The organism is Sharpea porci, assembly GCF_009695655.1.
GTDB classification, from domain to species: domain Bacteria; phylum Bacillota_I; class Bacilli_A; order Erysipelotrichales; family Coprobacillaceae; genus Sharpea; species Sharpea porci.
The window spans coordinates 19027-40787 of record NZ_VUNM01000025.1 but is presented as its reverse complement, the minus strand read 5'-3'; the positions used below and the strand labels follow the sequence as shown (position 1 = coordinate 40787).

The 21761-nt window shown below is 34.9% G+C and carries 19 protein-coding genes and 1 pseudogene; 6 read left to right on the top strand and 14 right to left on the bottom strand.

Annotated elements, in window-relative coordinates:
• Positions 1 to 168: 168 nt before the first annotated feature.
• The 14 genes and pseudogenes from serS to dnaA all read right to left on the bottom strand — a co-directional run bounded on the left by serS (position 169) and on the right by dnaA (position 16719).
• Positions 169 to 1455, bottom strand: coding sequence for a serine--tRNA ligase (gene serS / locus FYJ79_RS09715; protein ID WP_154517532.1), 1287 nt, complete (start codon positions 1453 to 1455; stop codon positions 169 to 171).
• A 92-nt stretch (positions 1456 to 1547) separates the two neighbouring features.
• Complete coding sequence (gene gyrA, locus FYJ79_RS09710; RefSeq protein ID WP_154517529.1) at positions 1548 to 4037, bottom strand: DNA gyrase subunit A; 2490 nt, start codon at positions 4035 to 4037, stop codon at positions 1548 to 1550.
• Positions 4038 to 4051: 14 nt separating this feature from the next.
• Positions 4052 to 5980, bottom strand: a complete 1929-nt coding sequence (gene gyrB, locus FYJ79_RS09705) for a DNA topoisomerase (ATP-hydrolyzing) subunit B (protein WP_154517526.1) — start codon at positions 5978 to 5980, stop codon at positions 4052 to 4054.
• On the bottom strand, positions 5980 to 7071 hold the full coding sequence (gene recF / locus FYJ79_RS09700) for a DNA replication/repair protein RecF (RefSeq protein WP_154517522.1): 1092 nt from the start codon (positions 7069 to 7071) through the stop codon (positions 5980 to 5982). Before recF ends, gyrB begins: the two co-directional genes overlap by 1 nt.
• The gene (locus tag FYJ79_RS09695) at positions 7053 to 7274 is read right to left on the bottom strand and encodes an RNA-binding S4 domain-containing protein (RefSeq protein WP_154517519.1); all 222 of its coding nucleotides are present in this window, start codon (positions 7272 to 7274) and stop codon (positions 7053 to 7055) included. The genes recF and FYJ79_RS09695 overlap by 19 nt, the downstream gene beginning before the upstream one ends.
• Positions 7275 to 7514: 240 nt before the next feature.
• Positions 7515 to 7655, bottom strand: a complete 141-nt coding sequence (locus FYJ79_RS12845) for a GHKL domain-containing protein (RefSeq protein ID WP_407695595.1) — start codon at positions 7653 to 7655, stop codon at positions 7515 to 7517.
• A gap of 373 nt (positions 7656 to 8028) precedes the next feature.
• Positions 8029 to 8442, bottom strand: coding sequence for an endonuclease/exonuclease/phosphatase family protein (locus FYJ79_RS09685; RefSeq protein WP_195837065.1), 414 nt, complete (start codon positions 8440 to 8442; stop codon positions 8029 to 8031).
• A gap of 383 nt (positions 8443 to 8825) precedes the next feature.
• Positions 8826 to 10286: a transposase gene (locus tag FYJ79_RS09675; RefSeq protein WP_154517510.1), complete on the bottom strand. Its 1461-nt coding sequence runs from the start codon at positions 10284 to 10286 to the stop codon at positions 8826 to 8828.
• An 81-nt stretch (positions 10287 to 10367) separates the two neighbouring features.
• A pseudogene (tnpA, locus tag FYJ79_RS09670) lies at positions 10368 to 10613 on the bottom strand (IS200/IS605 family transposase); the annotation flags it as partial.
• 110 nt (positions 10614 to 10723) lie between these two features.
• Complete coding sequence (locus FYJ79_RS09665; RefSeq protein ID WP_154517506.1) at positions 10724 to 11353, bottom strand: ATP-binding cassette domain-containing protein; 630 nt, start codon at positions 11351 to 11353, stop codon at positions 10724 to 10726.
• Complete coding sequence (locus FYJ79_RS09660) at positions 11350 to 13326, bottom strand: DUF1430 domain-containing protein (RefSeq protein ID WP_154517503.1); 1977 nt, start codon at positions 13324 to 13326, stop codon at positions 11350 to 11352. The genes FYJ79_RS09665 and FYJ79_RS09660 overlap by 4 nt, the downstream gene beginning before the upstream one ends.
• Positions 13316 to 13624, bottom strand: coding sequence for a hypothetical protein (locus FYJ79_RS09655; protein WP_154517500.1), 309 nt, complete (start codon positions 13622 to 13624; stop codon positions 13316 to 13318). Before FYJ79_RS09655 ends, FYJ79_RS09660 begins: the two co-directional genes overlap by 11 nt.
• A gap of 475 nt (positions 13625 to 14099) precedes the next feature.
• Entirely contained in the window at positions 14100 to 15200 is a 1101-nt protein-coding gene (gene dnaN / locus FYJ79_RS09650) for a DNA polymerase III subunit beta (protein WP_154517497.1), read from the bottom strand.
• Between the two features lie 178 nt (positions 15201 to 15378).
• Positions 15379 to 16719 (bottom strand): chromosomal replication initiator protein DnaA, encoded by a 1341-nt coding sequence (gene dnaA / locus FYJ79_RS09645; protein ID WP_154517494.1) that lies wholly within the window; start codon positions 16717 to 16719, stop codon positions 15379 to 15381.
• A 452-nt stretch (positions 16720 to 17171) separates the two neighbouring features.
• Here dnaA and rpmH point away from each other — a divergent pair, with 452 nt between their 5' ends.
• The 6 genes from rpmH to mnmE all read left to right on the top strand — a co-directional run bounded on the left by rpmH (position 17172) and on the right by mnmE (position 21760).
• Positions 17172 to 17306, top strand: a complete 135-nt coding sequence (gene rpmH, locus FYJ79_RS09640) for a 50S ribosomal protein L34 (RefSeq protein ID WP_033161883.1) — start codon at positions 17172 to 17174, stop codon at positions 17304 to 17306.
• 42 nt (positions 17307 to 17348) lie between these two features.
• Complete coding sequence (rnpA, locus tag FYJ79_RS09635; protein WP_033161941.1) at positions 17349 to 17684, top strand: ribonuclease P protein component; 336 nt, start codon at positions 17349 to 17351, stop codon at positions 17682 to 17684.
• 1 nt (position 17685) lies between these two features.
• Positions 17686 to 18567, top strand: coding sequence for a YidC/Oxa1 family membrane protein insertase (locus tag FYJ79_RS09630; protein WP_154517535.1), 882 nt, complete (start codon positions 17686 to 17688; stop codon positions 18565 to 18567).
• A 12-nt stretch (positions 18568 to 18579) separates the two neighbouring features.
• Positions 18580 to 19185: a Jag family protein gene (locus tag FYJ79_RS09625; RefSeq protein WP_154517491.1), complete on the top strand. Its 606-nt coding sequence runs from the start codon at positions 18580 to 18582 to the stop codon at positions 19183 to 19185.
• 72 nt (positions 19186 to 19257) lie between these two features.
• Positions 19258 to 20433, top strand: a complete 1176-nt coding sequence (locus FYJ79_RS09620; protein ID WP_154517489.1) for an MFS transporter — start codon at positions 19258 to 19260, stop codon at positions 20431 to 20433.
• Positions 20426 to 21760, top strand: coding sequence for a tRNA uridine-5-carboxymethylaminomethyl(34) synthesis GTPase MnmE (mnmE, locus tag FYJ79_RS09615; protein WP_154517487.1), 1335 nt, complete (start codon positions 20426 to 20428; stop codon positions 21758 to 21760). Before FYJ79_RS09620 ends, mnmE begins: the two co-directional genes overlap by 8 nt.
• Position 21761 lies beyond the last annotated feature (1 nt).

Here is a 21761-nt window from a genome sequence, read left to right as displayed (position 1 = left end):
TATCATCCTCTCGTGGTTTTGGTCGACTTAACGATAAATGATATTTAGTGGTTTTTCTATATAAAGTTATATAAATTCATTCATTGAAGCTGGAATATTACCCACTAATGTTAATGAAGGCTCAAAATAAGCTCTAAAAAAGAAGATTCAAGCGAATCTTCTTTTTAATTAATCCTGAGTAACAATCTTTGTCTTACCACCCATATAAGGCTGTAATACTTTAGGAATATTGATTGAACCATCTTCATTATAATTGTTTTCAATAACTGCAATCATGCCTCTAGGAGAAGCAACAACTGTGTTATTTAATGTATGTAAGTAGTATGTGCCCTTTTCGTTCTTAGCACGAATACCAAGTCTTCTTGCCTGCGCATCACCAAGGGTAGAACATGAACCTACTTCGAAATACTTTTTCTGGCGTGGTGACCATGCTTCGACATCACATGACTTAACTTTTAAGTCAGCTAAATCACCAGAACAACATTCTAACTGTCTTACTGGAACATCCATATTTCTAAAGACATCAACAGTATAACGCCACATCTTTTCATATTCTTCCATAGAATTTTCTGGTTCACAAAGAACAATCATTTCTTCCTTTTCAAACTGGTGAACACGATAGAGACCTCTTTCTTCAAGACCATGTGAGCCACCTTCCTTACGGAAACATGGTGAATATGATGTCATTCTAATTGGAAGTTTATCCGATTCAACAATTTGTCCCTGGAAACGACCAATCATAGAATGTTCTGATGTACCAATTAAATAAAGGTCTTCCCCTTCAATCTTATACATCATGGCATCCATTTCTTCAAAAGACATAACTCCATTAACGACATTACTTCTAATCATGAATGGTGGTACACAATAAGTAAAGCCTTTATCAATCATGTAGTCTCTTGCATAAGCAATCATCGCTTCATGTAAACGGGCAATATCACCAATTAGATAATAGAAACCTTCACCTGAAGTACGACCTGCAGATTCTTTATCCATACCATTGACTCTATGAATAATATCGGCATGATGAGGAATTTCATATGGAGGAACAACAGGTTCACCAAATCTTTCAACTTCTACATTCTCTGAATCATCTTTGCCAATTGGGACTGATGGATCAATGAAATTAGGAATCTGATACATCACTTCAAGAAGTTTCTGTGTTGTTTCTTTTTGTGTTGCTTCTAATTCAGGAAGCTTTTCATTAATTTCCTTTACTCTTGCTTTCGCAGCTTCAGCTTCTTCCTTCTTGCCTTCTCTCATCAACTGACCAATTGATTTAGAAATCTTATTCTTTTCTGCTCTTAATTCAGAACCTTCTGTTTCTGATGCTCTTTTCGCTTGATCAAGCTTTAATGCTTCATCTACTAATGGTAATTTATGATCCTGGAACTTTTTACGAATATTCTCTCTGACAGATTCAGGATCTTCTCTTAATCTTGCAATATCAATCATGATAATCTCCTTTGACTATATACATGATGATTATACAACAATCATATCTAAAAAAAAAGACAGGTTTCAATGTAAGAGAAAAGCCAGGAATATTATTCCTGACTCTCTTCTGTTTCATTTGTTTGTGCTGTTTCTTCAGATTCCTCTGTTTTATCGACAACGGAGATAGAAGAGACAACTGAACCATCATTAACACGAATAAGGCGTACACCCTGTGTTGCACGACCAGCTTCTTTGACCTGTTCCATAGGTAATCTGATGACAATACCTTCACTTGTCATAATCATGAGGTCTTCATCACCTTCTACGGCCTTAATCGCAACAAGGTCACCATTCTTACTTGTGACATTAAGTGTCTTAACACCCTTACCACCACGATGTGCAAGACGATATTCATCAGCAGGTGAAATCTTGCCATAACCATATTCCGTCACGACAAGCACTTTGCTGCCTTCAAGGGATGTTGTCACCCCAACAATATGGGCTCCATCAACATTCATACCACGTACACCACTGGCTGTTCTGCCCATTTCACGGACATCATTCTCATCAAAGCGAATGGCTTTACCGTTAGATGCTGCTAAGAGAATTTCGGAATGACCATCTGTTAATTTGACATCAACAAGTTCATCATCATCTCTTAGGCTAATCGCAATCTTACCCGATGTACGAATATTTTCGAATTCACTGATCTTTGTACGTTTGACAATACCATTCTTTGTGACAAAGAATAAGAAATGTTCGTCAGATACATTATCACGATGGATGGAGATCATTGTCTTGACGCTTTCATTTTTGTCCATGTTGAGAAGGTTGACAATAGGTAGACCTTTGGCAGTACGTCCGAATTCAGGAATATTATATCCCTTCATACGATAAACCTTACCAAAGTTTGTAAAGACTAGTAAGTCATCATGAGTAGACATATTGATAATGTCTTTAACGACATCATCATTGTTTGTAGCCATACCTTTGACACCCTTGCCACCCCTATTCTGGGCTTTATAAGTATCAACTGGCATTCTCTTGACATAGCCATTTGTCGTCATCGAAATAATAACGTCTTCTTCAGGAATAAGATCTTCATCTTCGATATCAAATGTTCCTTGAATGATTTCAGTACGACGTTCATCACCATACTTATTCTTAATCTCAGTTAATTCATCACGAATAATTTCAAGAACACGTTCTTCATTCGCAAGAATATCCTTTAAGTCCGCAATCAGTTCCAATAATGCCTTTAATTCATTTTCAATCTTTTCTCTTTCCAAACCAGCGAGACGCTGTAACTGCATTTCACGAATAGCTTTAGCCTGGCGATCAGACATATTGAATTCATCCATTAATCTTTGTTGGATGATTTCTGTTGTACGTGAAGAGCGGATTAAGGCAATAATGGCATCAATATTATCAATGGCACGTTTTAAGCCTTCTAAGATATGTGCTCTGTCTTCAGCCTTCTTTAAGTCAAAGGCTGTTCTTCTACGAATAACATCTTCCTGGTGATTCAAATAGATATCCAACATATCTTTCAATGTGAGTGTTTTAGGTTCATCATTGACAATAGCTGTGTTATTGACACCAAATGTAGTCTGTAAAGAAGTGAGTTTGTAGAGTTGGTTAAGAATAACTTCAGGCTGTACATCACGACGTAATTCAATGACAATACGAATACCTTCTCTACTTGATTCATCACGTAATTCCGTAATACCATCAATATTCTTATTCTTGACATGTTCAGCAATCTTTTCAATAAGTCTTGCCTTATTGACCATATATGGAATTTCAGTAACGATAATAGCTTTCTTATTCGAACCAATATCTTCTATTTCAGATCTTGCACGCATGACAATGAGACCTTGACCTGTTTCAAAAGCTTTCTTAATAGCTGATTTACCTAGAATATAGGCACCAGTTGGGAAATCAGGACCTTTGATATATTCCATCAGTTCCGTTACTGACATGTCTCTATTCTTGGAATAAGCCAATAAGCCATCAACAACTTCACCTAAGTTATGGGGAGCCATGTTTGTTGCCATACCTACGGCAATACCTGTTGTACCATTAATGAGTAAGTTTGGTATTCTTGAAGGTAGTACAGATGGTTCCTTTTCTTCACCATCATAGTTAGGGACAAAGTCGATTGTATCTTTGTTGATGTCTCTTACCATTTCCATACAAATCTTACTCATACGTGATTCCGTATAACGCATGGCGGCTGCGCCATCTCCATCGATGGAACCAAAGTTACCATGACCATCGACAAGCATGTAACGATAAGAGAAATCCTGGGCCATACGAACTAAGGCTTCATAGATGGAACTATCACCATGAGGGTGATATTTACCCATAACATCCCCGACAATTCTTGCCGACTTCTTAAATGGTTTATCACTATAACAGCCTAATTCATTCATACCATAAATAATACGTCTTTGAACTGGCTTTAACCCGTCTCTTGCATCAGGAAGAGCACGTGAGATAATAACTGACATTGCGTATTCAAGGAAAGACTTACGCATTTCGCTCGTAAGATTAATATTACGAACGCCTTTTTCTTCAATATTGTGTTGATCGTCCATTTCATACTCCTTCCTTAAATATCAAGATTTTCTACATATTTCGCATTCTCTCTAATGAAATCACGACGAGGTTCAACCTTTTCCCCCATCAACATATCAAACAAGAGATCTGCTTCCATCGCATCATCAATATTGATACGATTAAGAACTCTATTTTCAGGTGACATGGTTGTTTCCCATAACTGTTCAGCATCCATTTCACCTAGACCTTTATATCTCTGAATTGTAAATTTCGCATCAGGTCCAAGCTCTTCTCTTAATTTATCCAATTCATAATCTGAATAGAGATAATGATCATCTTTACCATGTTTCAATAAGTAAAGTGGTGGTTGAGCAGCATAGACATAGCCTTGTTCAATAAGTGGTCTTAAATAACGATATAAGAATGTCAACATTAAGATTCTAATATGACCACCATCAACATCGGCATCGGTCATAATGACAATCTTATGATATCTCAACTTACTAATATCAAATTCATCACCAATACCCGTACCAAAAGCTGTAATCATACTACGAATTTCAGCATTTCCAAGAATTCTTTCAAGACGTGCTTTTTCAACATTCAAAATCTTACCTCTTAAAGGAAGAATAGCCTGTGTACGACGATCTCTACCGGTTTTCGCACTACCGCCGGCAGAGTCCCCTTCGACAATATAGATCTCACATTCAGTTGGATCTTTCGAAGAACAATCTGCAAGTTTACCTGGAAGATCAGCAATATCAAGAGCTGTCTTTCTTCTTGTCATTTCACGAGCACGCTTAGCAGCCATTCTTGCTTTAGAAGCAAGAGTAACCTTATCCATGATAATACGTGCTGTATCAGGGTTCTCTAGGAAGAATTTTTCGAGGGCATCTGAGACAATAGTACGAGTTATCTTACGTACTTCGGCATTACCAAGTTTTGTCTTTGTCTGGCCTTCAAACTGTGGATCAGGATGCTTAACTGAGATAATCGCTGTTAAACCTTCACGACAGTCTTCACCAGATAAATTTTCATCCTTCTCTTTCAAGAAACCATTGTTTCTTGCATAGTTGTTGATGACACGTGTTAAGGCAGCACGGAAACCTTCTTCATGCATACCACCTTCAACAGTATGAATATTATTCGCAAAAGAATAAATATTACTTGTAAAGCCATCATTATACTGCAAAGCTACTTCTACAGAAATACCATCAATCGAGTCTTCACAATCAATAATTTCTTCATGTAAAGCTGTTTTATTCTTATTGAGGTAGGCAACATATTCTCTAATACCACCCTCATACATATAATCATTTTCTCTTGGCTTATCACCACGTTCATCAATTAATACAAGACGTAATCCTTTATTAAGAAAAGCCAATTCTCTAATACGCTGATTTAATGTTTCAAAATCATAAACTGTTGTTTCAGTGAAAATAGTAGGATCAGGCTTAAAGACAACAGTTGTACCTGTGTCATCACATGTACCTACAACCTCAAGATCCTTAACCGGCTTACCACCGTTCTCAAAGCGCTGGTGATAAATATGTCCATCACGATGGACATAGACTTCAAGCCAGCTAGAGAGAGCATTAACGACCGAAGCACCGACACCATGTAGACCACCAGAAACCTTATAGCCACCTTCACCAAACTTACCGCCGGCATGTAGGACAGTAAAGATTGTTTCAATAGTACTCTTGCCTGTTTTCGCATTTGTCCCTGTAGGCATACCACGACCATTATCAATAACTTCAATAACGTCACCAGGTTTGATTTTAACGATAATCTTTGTACAGAAACCAGCTAAGGCTTCATCGATTGAGTTATCGACAATTTCCCAGACAAGATGATGAAGTCCCCTGCCAGAAGTTGTACCAATATACATACCTGGTCTTTTACGTACTGGTTCAAGACCTTCAAGAACCTGAATATCACTATCCCCATAGGAATGATGCACTTTAGTATCTTCGTCCATTATATGTCCTCCTTAATTCCATGACTAATTTTTATTTTTTTTGCTGAAACAATAGAGGGATGTTGAATGCCTTCTATTGATGTTGTAGTGATGAATGTTTGAACCTTATGATCAATTAAATTCATCATCTTCATTTTACGTTGATCATCAAGTTCACTTAAGACATCATCAAGTAAGAGTATGGGATATTCGCCGATCTCCTTCTTAACGATTTCAAGTAAAGCTGTCTTGATGGCTAAGACAATCGAACGCTGTTGTCCTTGTGAAGCATAGAGTGCAGCATCATTGTCATTTAATTTGAATTTTAAATCATCCTTATGTAAACCATCTACGGTTGACATATAGATGATATCTCTTTTGTATGTCTTTTGATATTTCGCAAGAATAGCTTCTCTTGTTTTCTCTTTATAGCTTGTATGATATCCCACAGTAAGCTTTTCATCAGCTGATAGATAGTCATACATCATCCCACTCATCTCATTTAAAACACCTACAAAATCCATTCTCCGCGTGATTAAGTCAGCTGATAAATCAGCGAGCTGTTCTGATAAAACATCAAGATAGAGATCAGGTTCTTTATGTTGTTCTTTGAGCATCTTTAAGTAGGCATTACGTTCTTTAAGAAGTTTGTAATACTTTGTGATGTTATACATATAGATGGGAGATATTTTAGAAATCTCCTGATCTAAGAGCTGTCTTCTTGCGCTTGGACTTCCTTTGACCAAAGATAAGTCCTCAGGCACAAAGAGTATCGCATTCAAATAACCAATATAATCACTCGTTCTCGCAATATCCTTACGATTAATAAAAGCTTTCTTGCCCTGTTTACTTACGACAACACGCATGTCATAGTCATGTTTATTGCTTTCAATCTGCCCTTCTACAAAACCAAATTCTTGTTCAAATTGAATCAATTCTTTGATTTTATGTGTACGAAAGCTTCTTGTTGTAGAAAGGAGGTAGATAGCTTCTAAAACATTTGTCTTCCCCTGGGCGTTATTGCCCATTAAGATATTGATATGGGGATCAAAGACAAATGTTTCTTGGTCATAGTTTCTGAAATGTTTCAGTTTCAGTTCATTGACTTGCATGTAATACGATACGTTTCACCGTCATAACCAAATATATCACCATCATAGAGCTTCTTACCACGACGTGTATCTACTTCACCATTTACAGTGACATCACCTTCTTGAATGAGCACCTTCGCCTCAAAGCCAGAAGAAGCAGCACCAGAAAGTTTCATCGCTTGTCCTAGAGTAATATATTCAGTTGATATTTCTAAATCTTTCATGAAACTACACTGTCCTTTCTCATACTTGCCTATTATAGCACAAATATGCGAATTTTAGTACAGAAAAAGCATTCCATAAAAACCATATTCTACCATTACTTTAACCAAAAAACGCTTAAACAAGAAATTTAAGCGTTTTATGCTATCTAATATCTATTCAACAAAGATATATCACTTTCTTAATGTGATATTGGCAATAAAACAATTTTGTAGTAACTCATAATTAAAATTTCCATCATACTATTTCACTATTTCTTTGACATGTTTCAGCCCAAAGCCATGGTTTTTCTTATCAGTTTTAGAAGTCTTCAACATAGAAGTATTCAATGTCGCATTAGAAATAGTTACTGACCAAAAAAAACTACCTTCTCCTATTTTTATAGATATCCATCTTTGAAGCGTTCAACTTTACTATTCGGATGAATAATCTTTAATCTTTTTGCAACCTCAATGCCATCAATATCAGGAAAATCAATATCCATAAGAACAACTTAATGATTTTTAGCATCATTTAGTATATTCATAGCATGATAATAACTTTGTATATTCACTGATATATTTTTTACTTTTATAGAAAGACTCGATATTTTGTAGAACTATTCTATGAATGACTGGATCATCATCACATAAGGCAATGGAAAATGTATTCAATATAATCACCTCACTCTTCTCAATTATTCTACCATGAACCTATATTCTTAAGAAATAAAAATAAAAATGCCCCCACCTTAATAACTTAGTGAAGGGGACATTTCTATATAAGATTAACCTGAATGCATGTATGATCAGACTCTCCTAAATCCATCACCGCAACACTTTTTATTTTATAGTCTCTAGGGACAAGTATGTGATCAATGGATGAGCGAATAAACCAAGGCATCTGAGTATGCCAAGTTCCCCTCTTCCAGAAGGGTAAAGCATTGAGGACATCTTTATGTGTCTTAATGGTACTTAAACTACCATGACGCAAAGTTGCATTGAAGTCGCCAAGAATAATCGCATCGGGATACTTATTGATCAATTTATCACTGATCAATTGTAAATCATTTTGCCATTCATTCTTCAACATAGCTAAAGGTGGAGCGGTATGTAAGGCAATTATTTCAGGATAGTGATCATTCTTTAAATGAAGAGTACCAAAAAGTTGTGCTATAGGTGAAATTATCATCGATATGATTGTTCAATGACTTTCTCGTGATTACTGTCACGGGTGCAATACCACCATCCGCTGTTCCTTGGACAATTTTTGACATGAAAAGATCATAGCTATTGATGTTTATGTTTACCTTTTTTAAAGCAGTAAAATCAGCTTCATTCTGTGCATCATATTGTCCATATTCACATAGCACAACAACATCATTATCAAGTAATAATTTGTCTGACACTCCAACGGCTAAAGCACGTTGGGTTCTTATATACATTCACTTCCAGATATGCTCGAAAGCATATGAGACTAATGAGTTTCTATAAGACTTTCACTACCAAAGATGCCACTGCATCCATTAGCGATAGCATAAGGCTCGTGTCAAAACCTGTTTATATATTCTCTTTTTAAATTGCGATACTGCTTAGATTCTTCCTGCCAGTTAGTCTGTCTACTTCCAGATTATGGAGTCTATAGAAGTTTTCAAATCTTCCATTACATTTATCAATATCAAAGCTTTTCAGATCATCACTTATATTCATTATCAGGAAAGCGGAATACATGTCTCTTTGTATCTTGATTCCATTAAGATCATTCCATCTCTGTGACAGTGTCTTCTTTGTATATGTTCCATCAAAGTGATTGAACTGGCTTGCCTTTGCTTCAGAAGTGTTTATTTCTGTTAATTTCTCGCCAAAATATCCTAATTTCCTATTTATAATAGTCAGCAGCATACTTGGCGCTTTATTGGCTAATGACTTACCGAAACGTTTCTTTCGCTTAAACTTGCCTTTATCATTCTTTTCAGTATTTTTAGCACGCTTCTGAAGTCCTGCAAAATTCATTTTTTCGACATATACTTTGTTTCCAAGAGATATGATATAGTTTGCCAGGCATTCATGCTGATACTTTCTTATATCTGCCTGCTTTCTATATAGTTCTCTTAATTCGTTTTGATATCTGATATAGTGATTTGATTTGTTCCATCTGACTTTCTTATCGCCTTGCTTCTTAACGGTTCCATCTTCATTATAATTATCTGGATTAGTTGCACGTCTTGACCTGTCCATTCTTCTCAGAAGTTTCTGTTTCTGGTTTTCAATGTTCTGGACCCTGTCAGCAAGTTCTAATATTCTTACATCAGACTGGCTTGAAATGGCAATGGTTCTGGTTCCAATATCCAGACCAACATCACCATCGCCAATGCGATGTTTCATTTCACCAGTTTCAGCATCCACCTTGACAGGTGGATTTCCTTTAAAGACTACCTGAACATAGAATTTATATTTGTTTCTTACATATTTCCTGACAATCCTGTTATAACAGATATCACATTGCATAGCCTGACATTCATAATGATTGTCATAATCAATTGAAACTGGGATTTTTAACCCATTCCAGACAAGAGTATCATTAATTATTCTGATTCCTGTCTTGTTGGATTTTCCTTCAAGTGAATTTAATTCACCATATTTCTTATAATAAACTTTCCTGCCGTTTCCATGGAATAACCTGTCATAGGATTTCCATAATGCTGTTGCAATCTTCTGTGCAGTAAACGAATCAATATTATCCTTAAAATGTCTTTGCATCTGCTTCACATCTTTGTGAAATGAATATTCTGACATGCTATATTGCTTTCGCATATCGTTTATCTGTTTCCAGATTTCTTTATCTGACTTTTCACTCTCAGACAATGAAGACAGAAGAGTGCGATATCTCTTGGTTTTAATCATTTCCTTATAACGCTTCTGTGTTACATTGACTAAGGAATTATAGATCTTTCTTCCAGTCTCAAAACGCTTATTTAAAATATCTTCCTGATATTTTTCCGTTATCAATGGAAATTCAACAATAAAGCTTGCCATGATGTTCACCTCGCTTTCTGATATGATATTCTCTTTTTCTAGTATCTCTTCTTCTGACTTTCTGCATACTTTTTAATTGCTTCGCTGCATAATGCCTGAAGGACTTAATGCTGGAGGACAATTCAAGAACATATGAGAGTGGTCCTTATCACATTCGATTGCAATGATTTCAATTTCCAACTCCTTACATTTTATTTTGACCAGTTCCCTAAAGCGTCTTTCTACATTTGATATCAGAAAAATTTTACGCATGTATCTTGGACAAAAGACAAAATGGTAGTTGATCAAAGATACCGTTGTGTCTGTATGTCTATATTTATTTTCCATACATATACTATATCATGATATGTTTATGTTTCTGATATCTACATACATTATTTTTATTTTATGCGAAAAAGATGACAAAAAAGCAAGAGAAACGTTATTTCTTCTTGCTTCTAAACTTGAAAAAAAGTATTGAGATCAATTTGGATATCACATTGCTTAGCAAGTTCAAGATCATGTGTCACCATGATAATGATTTTGTTTTCATTCATCCATTCTTTAAGAATAGTGATGATAATATCCCTATTATGTTCGTCTAAGTTACCTGTTGGTTCATCACAAAGCATGATATCTGTATTATGCAGTAAGGCTCTTGCAAGAGCAACACGCTGTTGCTGTCCACCTGAAAGTGTATAGATACGTTGTTTCTTTAAATCTTTAATATGTAGAAGATTCAGAAGATCATCAATTCTCTTATCATCATTCTTATCTAAGATAAGTTGAAGATTCTTTTCTACCGTATAGTTATCAATAAGAGCATAATTTTGAAAAAGGAAACTGAGTTTATGTTTATAGAGTTCTCTGATTTTTTTACTAGACCAGTGGTTATTACCATCAATAATGATTTCTCCACGATCAACTTTTTCTAAGAAACCAATCATATTCAGTAGTGTTGTCTTCCCCGTACCACTATCACCCGTAACAGCATAGATTTTTCCTTCTTCAAAGACATAAGAAAAGTCATCAAAAAGCACTTTACTCCCAAAAGATTTATGAATATGTCTAAGTTCAATACGCATCATCTATCATCTCCTTTAAGAAAGGCAATGATCTTACTTGATTCAACATGCCTTAATGTAGCTGTTAAAAATATGATATTGAGCAGATAAATGACAAATAAAGCCAAAACATTATGAGGTCTTCCCAAAATCACTGAAAGTATTCCCATAATCATGTACAGTGATAAATCAGTAATGAAATACATATCATAACGTTCCACAAAGGAATTCCCATTCACTTTCAGTATCAAAATACGTTTCATATTTCTCTTGAAATAGATGACAATACTTTGATAAATCACGATTGCTGCTAATAATAATGAGAATATAGAAATAACAAGATAACGCATAGCCTCTTCTTTAAGCCACTTCATATGTTCATTGAAATAATCAGCAGGTCTCATTTTCAGCAATAACTTATCATCTATATCATACGCATTAAGTAAGTTCTTAAAACCCATTTCAATATCTTTGTCTTTGATCGGAATCAATGCATCATTAAGTGAACTTCCATCAATGATCATAATTGAATTAATAATCCATCCATCATTCCTATTAGCCAGTTCAGGTCTAAATGAATAAATCTTTTGATTGGATTGAATAGTAATAACTTCATATTTCAAATCAGAATCCTTTATGTAAGATTGAACCTTAGGATCATCCTTCAAATCTTCAGGAACAAGGAGTATTGGATGAAGATATCTTTGTTTAACTTTATCAATGATAATATCTTTTCCTTTAACATCCTTGATATGGAAAAAAGATACTGCATTCTCATTGACAATAATAGCCTTTTTAAAATAACTTAATGGGCCATAAGGATTTCCACCATCTTTTGTATAATAATTACTGGCATCAATATAGATACCGCCATTATCTTGTACAAGCTGATCAAATTTGTTCATAACTTTAACCGTCTCATCGTTAGAAAGATCATAGCGTACATCCATACCATAAATTCTCATCATATATTTTGTCTTCTGGGCTATCTTATTGAGTTCTCTTGTCTGCTTATATAAGTCATAAGCATGACTTGTCAAAGAAACAAGCTGGAATGTCAAGAAGAAGACTGTCACAAATTTGAAAGCAATAGAAACTGCATCATATACCACAACATTCACTCTATTTTTTAAAGCATCCTTGATGCTAAGGAAACGTACACCTACACTTTCTAAGACATCTATCAGGATAAATGGTATAAGTAGGAGTCCATAGATCTTAGCACTCATCTTTAATATATAGCTATAATCATTCCCTTTATATCCTAACCCAAAAACAAATATCAGATTTGTAAGCCAATAAAGAAGTGAAACAGCTAGAAAATCATTTATATATGTCTTTTTCAAGATGGTCAAGACACTTATGCCATGCATCTTTTTTAAAGCATATTCTTTGCATTGCTTTTCATAGATTGCCAACTCAACTATAAGATAAACTATGAGTAATATGGTGATATATGTTGAAACGGTCTGTAGAAGAAAGATAAATGTAGAATTACCCTTAACATGATGATTATGTTGATTGTATTCCTCTTTTATTCTAATATCTTTCATGCTAGAGAAAGCATCTTCGATAGCTGACTTATCACCATCAAAAAGAATATTATAGTTAGTTAAATAATATTGGTTTTCATTTATAGCTTTGACATCATGTATATAGTGTCGATTAAAGTAACCACCAATATCATATTTCTTTAAAGTAATACGATTTGAGGGATCATAGATAAAATAGAAATTGGAATCATTCTCTGAATGATATTCATAACAATAGAAGGAGAAATGATACTTCTTTGCATAATACTCTAGAATAGCTTTTCGTTCATCATTCTTTGTACGGTAATCAAAGGAAATCTCCAAGGAATCCTTAAAATGAGAATCTAATTGGTCCCTAAAATCACCATTCATGTCGCGGGCAGCAAAGTCAATGATGAAGAAGGAAAGGACACAGGCCATTAAGATGATAGTTGTTGTCTTAATGGTTGTGAGTTTAGTTATCATTCCAATAAGTATGCTGATGTTTATCGTCTCTCTCTACTTCTTCAAGTTTCGCATAACTATTCTGATAGCCACTTCTCGTTAGTGAGTGCCTTTTTGTCGTAATTTTTGAGTGTGACATTCTCGATTTGCAGGCATACGCAGTATAATACGTAGATCTACCGCTTGAATAATTAGTGTCACCCATATCTATTGAAATAAAACCATCACTATAGTGATAATCCTTCGCAAGCACTGATGCAGGTAAGCATAATAAGAATGCAACACTAAAGATTATTGCAATTTTCTTTTTTAATTTCATATTATATAAGTCCTTTCTAAAAATTGTACCTTTCCCTATTTACTTAAAGAATACAAAAAAAAAGTATATAGCACAAGTAAAACATAAAGCGCTTACAAATATTGTGATTTATTTTGGGGATATCGCGCATGCATCTTATTCTTTATAATATTTTCATTTTATAAGTGATATAAAAAACTGATAAGGAACTGTCATTAATATCGAATGATTTATATTTCCTGAGTGATAATAGATCATTTATAGCATCAATTCTTCGACTTAATATTTGTATTTAACTGAAAGAAGTTCCCTATCAGACAATACTAAATTAATCAAATGAATTTTTTATCTTCTAGTAAGTGAATATAATTTGAAAACATATCCCATTTAATAGATATAGATGTTGGATATTAATGTTAATGTTAATCAATACGAAAAAGACGGATGATACCATCTCAGGTATTTCCGTCAAAATAGTTAAATATATAAGCTCATCTTAATTACGTACAGGCAATACTAATTGAATGTTGTCATCGCTCTCTAAGTCCTTGACAATAAATGGACGCATTGGGGCAGAGAACTCAAGTTTGACTTTATCAGAGTTAATAGCTCTAATAGCATCAGCGAGATATTTACCAGAGAAAGAGATACTGAGAGGTTCACCTTTATAGAATGCCTTAGGTAAATCTTCTTCGACAGAACCAACTTCCTGGCTATTTGATGTCATAGTGACATGATCTGGATCCATCGTCAGTGTTACAAGATTCTTGTCTTCATTAGAAAGAAGTGTTGTTCTGTCAATCGCACCTAATAATGTATGTGATGAAACAGTCAATTCAAATTCATAATAATCAGAAATAAGACGTGATGTATCTGGGTATGAACTATCTATTAAACGAGAAATAATCATATATTCATCAATAATAAATAAGATTTTCTTGTCTTCAACATAGATATCAATAGGTTCATCTTTTTCAATAATACGTGATATTTCAACAAGAGATTTCTTTGGAATAATGATATTGAAAGTATTGTCATCAGGGATTGGACTTGTAGCCTGGGCTAAACGATAAGAGTCTGTAGCGATACATGTAAGCTGATTATTAGCAGCATGGAAATTGACACCTGTTAAGGCTGGTCTAATTTCATTTTCACTTGTCGCAAAAGAAGTTTCTTCGATTAATCTCTTTAAGATTTCTGAATCAATAGTAATCAGTGTACCTTTTTTAGAGAAATCAATTCTTGGATAATCAAATGCAGGTGTGCCATTTAAATTAAATTGAGAACTCCCACCATCAATACGTGTTAAAGCACCATCTAAAATTTCAAAGCTAATTGTGTCACTAGCAATCTTACGGACAATTTCCAAAATATATTTAGACGATAAAACAACAGAACCTGTTTCAATAATCTCAATATCTTCAGTGACTTTCGTTTGTATCGAAATATCACTATCACTACCAGTTAATATAAGACCATCAGTCTTTAAATCAAATTTGATACCTGTGAGTACTGGAAGTGGACTCTTTAATGAGACAGATCGAGATACTCTTGATAAAGCATTCAGTAAAACTGTTCGCTTGATATTAAATTTCATTTCAAATCTCCTTTTTTCTTTTTTTATTTATTTCTCTATATCTTTAATAATCATAATAATAGCCTGTGAATTATGTGAATAACTCAAAATATCATGATAAATAGAGAAGAAATGCTGTGATTTAGGGTGTGAATAAGTGGTGAATAACGGTGCATAACTTAAATAGTTATTCACAGTTTTAAACAAGTTTACTCTTAATTTCCTCTACCGCTTTACGGTAATTAGGATCTTTTTTCATATTCTTTTCCACCTTATCGCAGGCTTTCATAACAGTTGAGTGATCACGACCACCAAATTCCTTCCCAATCTGAATATAAGAAATACTTTCGATAAGATTTCTTACTAAATACATGGCAATATGTCTTGCCACAATGAGATTGGATGTACGCGATTTAGAATTAATCTGTTGTACGGATAAATTATAGTACTCGGCAACCACTTTCTTTATCTTATCAACACTCAGTTCTTCATTTTTAGACGTATTGACTGTTGTATGATAGTCTTCTTTGAATGCTTCAAGCGCACATTCCATATTAATATGGTCATATTCTTGACCAGTAACGACTTTATAGAAGAATAAACGCTTTAAGCTGCCTTCTAGTTCACGAACATCTCGATTGAAATGTGACGCAATAAAATCAAGGACTTCTTCATCAATTGGATAGTCCACTTTTTCTATTTCAATCTTTTTTCGTAAAATAGCTTTAGCTGTTTCAAATTCAGGCGTATCAATGGAGACAGTTAAACCATTGGTGAAACGTGAAACAAGACGATTTTCCATGCCTTTAAGATCTTTTGGCGGTTTATCAGATGATATGACGATCTGTTTATTATCATTTTGTAACGCATTAAAGATATTAAAGAACATCTCACTACTTGATTCTTTTGTCGCAATAAACTGAATGTCATCAATCAATAAGACATCAACATTACGATATCTAAAATTGAAATCATTGATTGTATGATTTGATAAGGATGAAATATAGTCATTCACAAATTGTTCAGAAGTTGAATAAAGCACCTGTAAATGGGGCTTTTTTTCTTTAATATAATTCCCAATCGCATTAAGTAAGTGGGTTTTACCAAGTCCACTATTAGAATAAATAAACAAAGGACTATAAGCCGCACCTGGTTTCATTGCTACTGCAAGAGAGGCATTCTGGGCAATACGGTTAGAGTTCCCTACAACGAAGTTTGTAAAGGTGAAATCTGGTCTTAAATGATCTTCAAAATGTACCGGTGTATTGTCCGAAGCATGTTGTTTTAAATAAGCCTCTTCACTCATGATTGTAAGCTTAATATGGCTGTCGGTGATTTCATTGTAGATCTTTTCTAGTTCATCAGCATACTCACTAACGATGGGGACATTAAATTCAGCTTCTATTGTCGCAATAAGCTCATGACTATTAACTTCCTGAGCCTTTAATAAGGTGATGATAGATTCAAAAATGACCTTATCTTCAAAGTTATGACCAAAGATATTGAGGGTTTTCTCCCAATTCGATTCTAACGTAGTCATAATGCACCTTACCTTTCCCACCTATTATAGAGGAATTGTGAATAAAATAGAAGAATAAAAAAGTTATTCACAACTTATCCACATACTTATGCACAATTGAGACGTATATATATCAACATTTTCCTACTTATTCACAAATTGTGCCTAAATCCCCAATGTGCATAAGATCATTAGTCACTGTGCATAACTTTTAAAAATTGTGGATAACTTTCTTATTCACACCCTTATGCACACCTCTCTATATATAATAAGGATGGGAAAAGACGTTATTCACAGGTGTGAATAACTTTATGCATATGTGCGTAAGTTGTGATTAAGCGGTGAATAAGTGCATAGGATGGGGATTTTTAGGGATTTGAGGTTGACGAATAAATAATTCTTGAATATAATGATGGAGCATATGTTAACGAAGTATAAAGCAATGAAAAAAGCAATCTAAAGGAGTGAATAAAATGAAAAGAACATATCAGCCAAATAAAAGAAAAAGAGCTAAGACTCATGGCTTTAGAGCAAGAATGGCTACTGTTGGTGGCAGAAAAGTTATTGCAAGAAGAAGAAAAAGAGGAAGAAAAGCTTTAACTGTTTAAAAAGAGTCCACTTTAATGTGGCTTTTTTTTCTAAAAAAAAGTATGAAAAAGGCATATAGAGTTAAGAAAAACGAAGATTTTACGAAAATCATTCATCAACGCCAAAGTGTTGCCAATAAAGATTTTGTTCTCTATTACATGAAGAATGAGAGTCATTTAAGAGCTGGCATTTCTGTCAGTAAGAAGCTTGGGCATGCGGTTGTTCGCAATAAGATTAAACGTCAGGTAAGAATGATGGTTCATGAAGCATTTGATCATGAATTAGCTTGTGATTATGTCATTATTGTACGACAGCATTATTTAACACAAGATTATGCGACAAATAAGCAGTCCCTGCTTTCTCTATATGAGAAAACAAAGAAAAGGATGGGTAAATAAGATGGTATTAGACAATCGTACTAAGAAATATCTCAAAGTCTTTGCGATGATCGCTTTTATGGTTGTTCTTGCGGGTTGTGCCAACAATCTTGATAAGTCAGGTAAACTAATTGCTGATAGAGCAATTACAGAGAGTACTAAGTGGTCTATTAATGCTGGATTTTTTGATTTCTTACTTGTAATCCCTATTGCGAAGGGAATTCTATTTATTAATTCGTTAACAGGTAATGTATTATGGGGTGTCATTTTAATGACAATTCTCATTAACTTGATTATCTTACCAATCATGATTAAATCAACTGTATCAACACAGAAGATGCAGCTTATTCAGCCAGAAATGGAAAAGATTCAGAATAAGTATCGTGGTATGAATGATCAGACAAGTCAGTTACGTATGCAGAATGAAATTATGGCACTTTATAAAAAGAATAATGTTTCCATGTTTGGTTCATTCATCACATTTATTACTTTACCAATTATGTTTGCGATGTGGCAGGCAGTCCAGAGAGTACAAATTCTTTACTCAACAACAGTATTTGGTATGAACTTAGGTTTAACACCTATGTCACAGATTACTAAAGGACATTTCATTTATGTAATTCTTGTAGCTATCATGGGGCTTTCTCAGTTTGGTGCTATTGAAATCAACAACATCATGCTCAAGAGAAACAAGAACTATAAACCATCAAGTACACAGAATTCTATGAAGTCTATGAATATTGTCATGACTGTTATGATTATCTACTTTGGTTTAGTCATGCCTACAGCAATGTCATTCTACTGGATTACGACAAATATTATCACTGTTCTAAGAACAATCTATATTCAGATTCATTACATCGAAAAAGAACAGGCTGCTAAAGAAAAGAATGTTGTGAGATAAGGTGGCGTAGATATGAAAAAAACTTTTGAAGCAAAAACAGAAGAAGAAGCTGTTGATTTAGCTTGTTTAGATTTAGGCATCACTTTAGAGGAATTACATTATAAAGTGATTGAAGAAAAGAAAGGTCTTTTCTCAAAGAAAACAGTCATTGAATGCTTCGATAACCAGATGGTTGAAGAATATATGAGTGGTTATATTAGACGTATTCTTGAAGATATGGGCTTTACTGTAGAAACTGCGACATTCTTCCAGGATCAGCGTTATTACTGCAATATCGATACTGACAACAACTCTATTCTTATTGGTAAGGGCGGTGTGATTTTAAGAACATTGAACTTTGTCACAAAGCATGCCGTACAGACAGAATTTGGTGAAAGATTAGAAATCTCTGTTGATATCAATGGCTATAAAGAAGAACGTTTCAAGAAAGTTGCAGCTTTAGGCAAGCGCCTTGGCAAACAAGTACAGCGTACACATGTTGATGTCAAGCTTGACCCAATGCCTGCTGATGAAAGAAAAGTCCTTCATTCAACAATTGCCCAGATGGATCACTTAAGAACAGAATCACAGGGCGAAGGTAAAGATCGTTTCATTACGATTTACTATGTCGAAGACTAAACCTCTTATTCAAGAGGTTTTTCTTTTGCCTCAAAATAGCTCTCTCGCTATAATGGCATAAAGGAGATGTTTATGAAGAAGAAAATACCTTTTTTTCTATGTATGATATTATTTAATTTGGCAGCTAACTATGCCCATCCAGTAACTCCTACTCTTTTTAAGATGTTGCATTTTCCTGCCAGTATGTTTGGCATTTCTTTTGCCTTGATGTCAGTAGGCATGTTTATCTCTTCTCCTTTCTGGGGAAAGATCACAGGCCTTATCAATTCCAAGAGTGCAATGGCTATTGGTGGGATTGGTTATGGGATTGCGCAGGCTTTCTTTGGCTTTGGTCGTATACCTTTCTTTATCGGTATTGCGAGAGTTGTCGCTGGGTTGTCCTGTGGGGCATTCTTTGTTGGGGCTTTGACATATATTGCCAACATGTCGCATGAAGAAGAACGAGGAAGTTATTTGACAATGAATGCGACAATACAGACAGTAGCTGGGGCTATTGGCTATTTTGTCGGAGGCATGCTTGGTGAAGTGAGTGTCTATCTTTCTTTCATCATTCAAGTGATTCAGTTGATATCAACAGGTATTCTTGTTTATTTTGTCTTGGATGAGGATTTAGAAGAACATGATATGACATTACCAGAAGTACTGAAAGCTTCTAATCCCTTTAAGGCCTTTATTGATGGTCGTCTCTTTATGACGAAGTCTTTAGCTTTACTCTTTACTCTTTCTACATTGATATTCTTAGGTTATACAGCTGTTGATCAGTCATTTAATTATTATCTCAAAGATGTATTTCAGTTTACAAGTCGTTATAATGGTATGATAAAAGGGACGGTTGGTCTTGTTTCATTATTATTTAATATGACTATTTGTATTTATTTGATGAAGAAGACAGATATTCGAAAGAGTAATATTGTGATACTTTTCTTGGGCATGGTCAGTGTGAGTGCTTCATTAGTCATGAAGTCCCCTCTTCACTTCATTATCGCCATTATGATTTTCTATGGCTTCTATGCCATCATGATCCCACTTACTCAAACACTGATCACTAATCAGGCAGAAAAAAAGACCCGTAATCAGGTCCTAGGCTTCTATCAAGCGACAAAGTCTCTTGGGATGATTTTGGGGGCTTATATTGCCGGGATGATTTATTCGATTAATGTGATGAATCCATTTATCTTAGGGGCATTTACTTTTGCCTTAGCACTGATACTTTCAATGATATATTTAAGGAGGTCTATTCATGAATGATGATATTATTGCTGCTGTAGCGACAAGTCGTTTAGAAGCAGCTATTTCCATTATACGTGTCTCAGGAAAAGACTGTATTGCCTTTGTACAGTCCTTCTTCTCAGGCAATCTGACAAACAAGAAATCCAATACCATCAACTATGGTTATATTATGGATGGTGATGAAAAAGTTGATGAAGTGATGGTTGCCATCTATCGTGGAACACATACATTTACAGGTGAAGAAATGGTTGAGATTGATTGCCATGGGGGTGTTTTCATCACCAATAAAGTACTCTCCCTCATCTTAAGAAAAGGCGCACGAATGGCTGAACATGGCGAATTCTCAAAGCGTGCTTTCTTAAATGGCCGGATTGACTTATCCCAGGCTGAAGCTATCGCCGATATGGTCACAGCTACCAACGATGAAGCCAGCAAGCTTGCTTTACGTGGCATACAAGGTAACATTTCGCATTTCATCAAAGACTTGAAAGAAGACCTCATTCAGATTATTACCAATATTGAAGTCAATATCGATTATCCTGAATATGAAGATATCGAAGTCATGACAAATGAAAAACTCATCCCAATGAGTACAACACTTAGAAGCAAGATGGATCATATTATTGCGAAAAGTAAGAATATCCGTCTTGTCAAAGATGGTATATCAACAGTAATAGTTGGTAAACCTAATGTTGGCAAGAGTTCATTATTAAATGCCTTACTGGAAGAAGATAAAGCCATTGTCACAGATATTGCCGGTACGACAAGAGATGTAGTTGAAGGATCAATACGCTTAGATAACATCGTTCTCAACATGATTGATACAGCAGGTATTCATGAAACAGATGAAAAGATTGAAAGAATGGGTGTAGAGAAATCTCTCTCCCTGATTGATCAAGCTGATTTAGTCTTGGTTGTTGTTGATGGAAGTCAGCCATTAGATCAAGAAGACCAGCTCATTCTTGAGAAAACACAGGATACCAACCGTATAATCATCATCAACAAAGCCGATAAAGGCTGTGTTGTAGATTTAGAAGGTATTCATATCTCCGCCAAAGACAACAACATTGATGCCTTAACAGATTATATCAAGCATACCTTTGACTTCTCAGCATTATCAGGAAGTGATGCCAAAGTGTTAGCCAATCAGCGTCAGTTACTTCTCTTAGAACAAGCATCACAAGCCCTCAACCGTGCGATTACGGCCATGAACCAACAAGTACCACCAGATTTAGTTGTGACAGATCTCTATGATTCATGGGAAAAACTCAAAGAAATCTTAGGAGAACAGGCGAAAGAAGATTTACTAGATGAGCTCTTTGCCCGTTTCTGTATCGGAAAGTAGG

Excerpts from the sequence above, each read along its gene's own strand:
- serS (WP_154517532.1), bottom strand. The coding sequence starts at position 1,455 with ATGATTGATATTGCAAGATTAAGAGAAGATCCTGAATCTGTCAGAGAG.
- gyrA (WP_154517529.1), bottom strand. The coding sequence starts at position 4,037 with ATGGACGATCAACACAATATTGAAGAAAAAGGCGTTCGTAATATTAAT.
- gyrB (WP_154517526.1), bottom strand. The coding sequence starts at position 5,980 with ATGGACGAAGATACTAAAGTGCATCATTCCTATGGGGATAGTGATATT.
- recF (WP_154517522.1), bottom strand. The coding sequence starts at position 7,071 with ATGCAAGTCAATGAACTGAAACTGAAACATTTCAGAAACTATGACCAA.
- FYJ79_RS09695 (WP_154517519.1), bottom strand. The coding sequence starts at position 7,274 with ATGAAAGATTTAGAAATATCAACTGAATATATTACTCTAGGACAAGCG.
- FYJ79_RS09685 (WP_195837065.1), bottom strand. The coding sequence starts at position 8,442 with ATGATAATTTCACCTATAGCACAACTTTTTGGTACTCTTCATTTAAAG.
- FYJ79_RS09675 (WP_154517510.1), bottom strand. The coding sequence starts at position 10,286 with ATGGCAAGCTTTATTGTTGAATTTCCATTGATAACGGAAAAATATCAG.
- FYJ79_RS09665 (WP_154517506.1), bottom strand. The coding sequence starts at position 11,353 with ATGATGCGTATTGAACTTAGACATATTCATAAATCTTTTGGGAGTAAA.
- FYJ79_RS09660 (WP_154517503.1), bottom strand. The coding sequence starts at position 13,326 with ATGATAACTAAACTCACAACCATTAAGACAACAACTATCATCTTAATG.
- FYJ79_RS09655 (WP_154517500.1), bottom strand. The coding sequence starts at position 13,624 with ATGAAATTAAAAAAGAAAATTGCAATAATCTTTAGTGTTGCATTCTTA.
- dnaN (WP_154517497.1), bottom strand. The coding sequence starts at position 15,200 with ATGAAATTTAATATCAAGCGAACAGTTTTACTGAATGCTTTATCAAGA.
- dnaA (WP_154517494.1), bottom strand. The coding sequence starts at position 16,719 with ATGACTACGTTAGAATCGAATTGGGAGAAAACCCTCAATATCTTTGGT.
- rpmH (WP_033161883.1), top strand. The coding sequence starts at position 17,172 with ATGAAAAGAACATATCAGCCAAATAAAAGAAAAAGAGCTAAGACTCAT.
- rnpA (WP_033161941.1), top strand. The coding sequence starts at position 17,349 with ATGAAAAAGGCATATAGAGTTAAGAAAAACGAAGATTTTACGAAAATC.
- FYJ79_RS09630 (WP_154517535.1), top strand. The coding sequence starts at position 17,686 with ATGGTATTAGACAATCGTACTAAGAAATATCTCAAAGTCTTTGCGATG.
- FYJ79_RS09625 (WP_154517491.1), top strand. The coding sequence starts at position 18,580 with ATGAAAAAAACTTTTGAAGCAAAAACAGAAGAAGAAGCTGTTGATTTA.
- FYJ79_RS09620 (WP_154517489.1), top strand. The coding sequence starts at position 19,258 with ATGAAGAAGAAAATACCTTTTTTTCTATGTATGATATTATTTAATTTG.
- mnmE (WP_154517487.1), top strand. The coding sequence starts at position 20,426 with ATGAATGATGATATTATTGCTGCTGTAGCGACAAGTCGTTTAGAAGCA.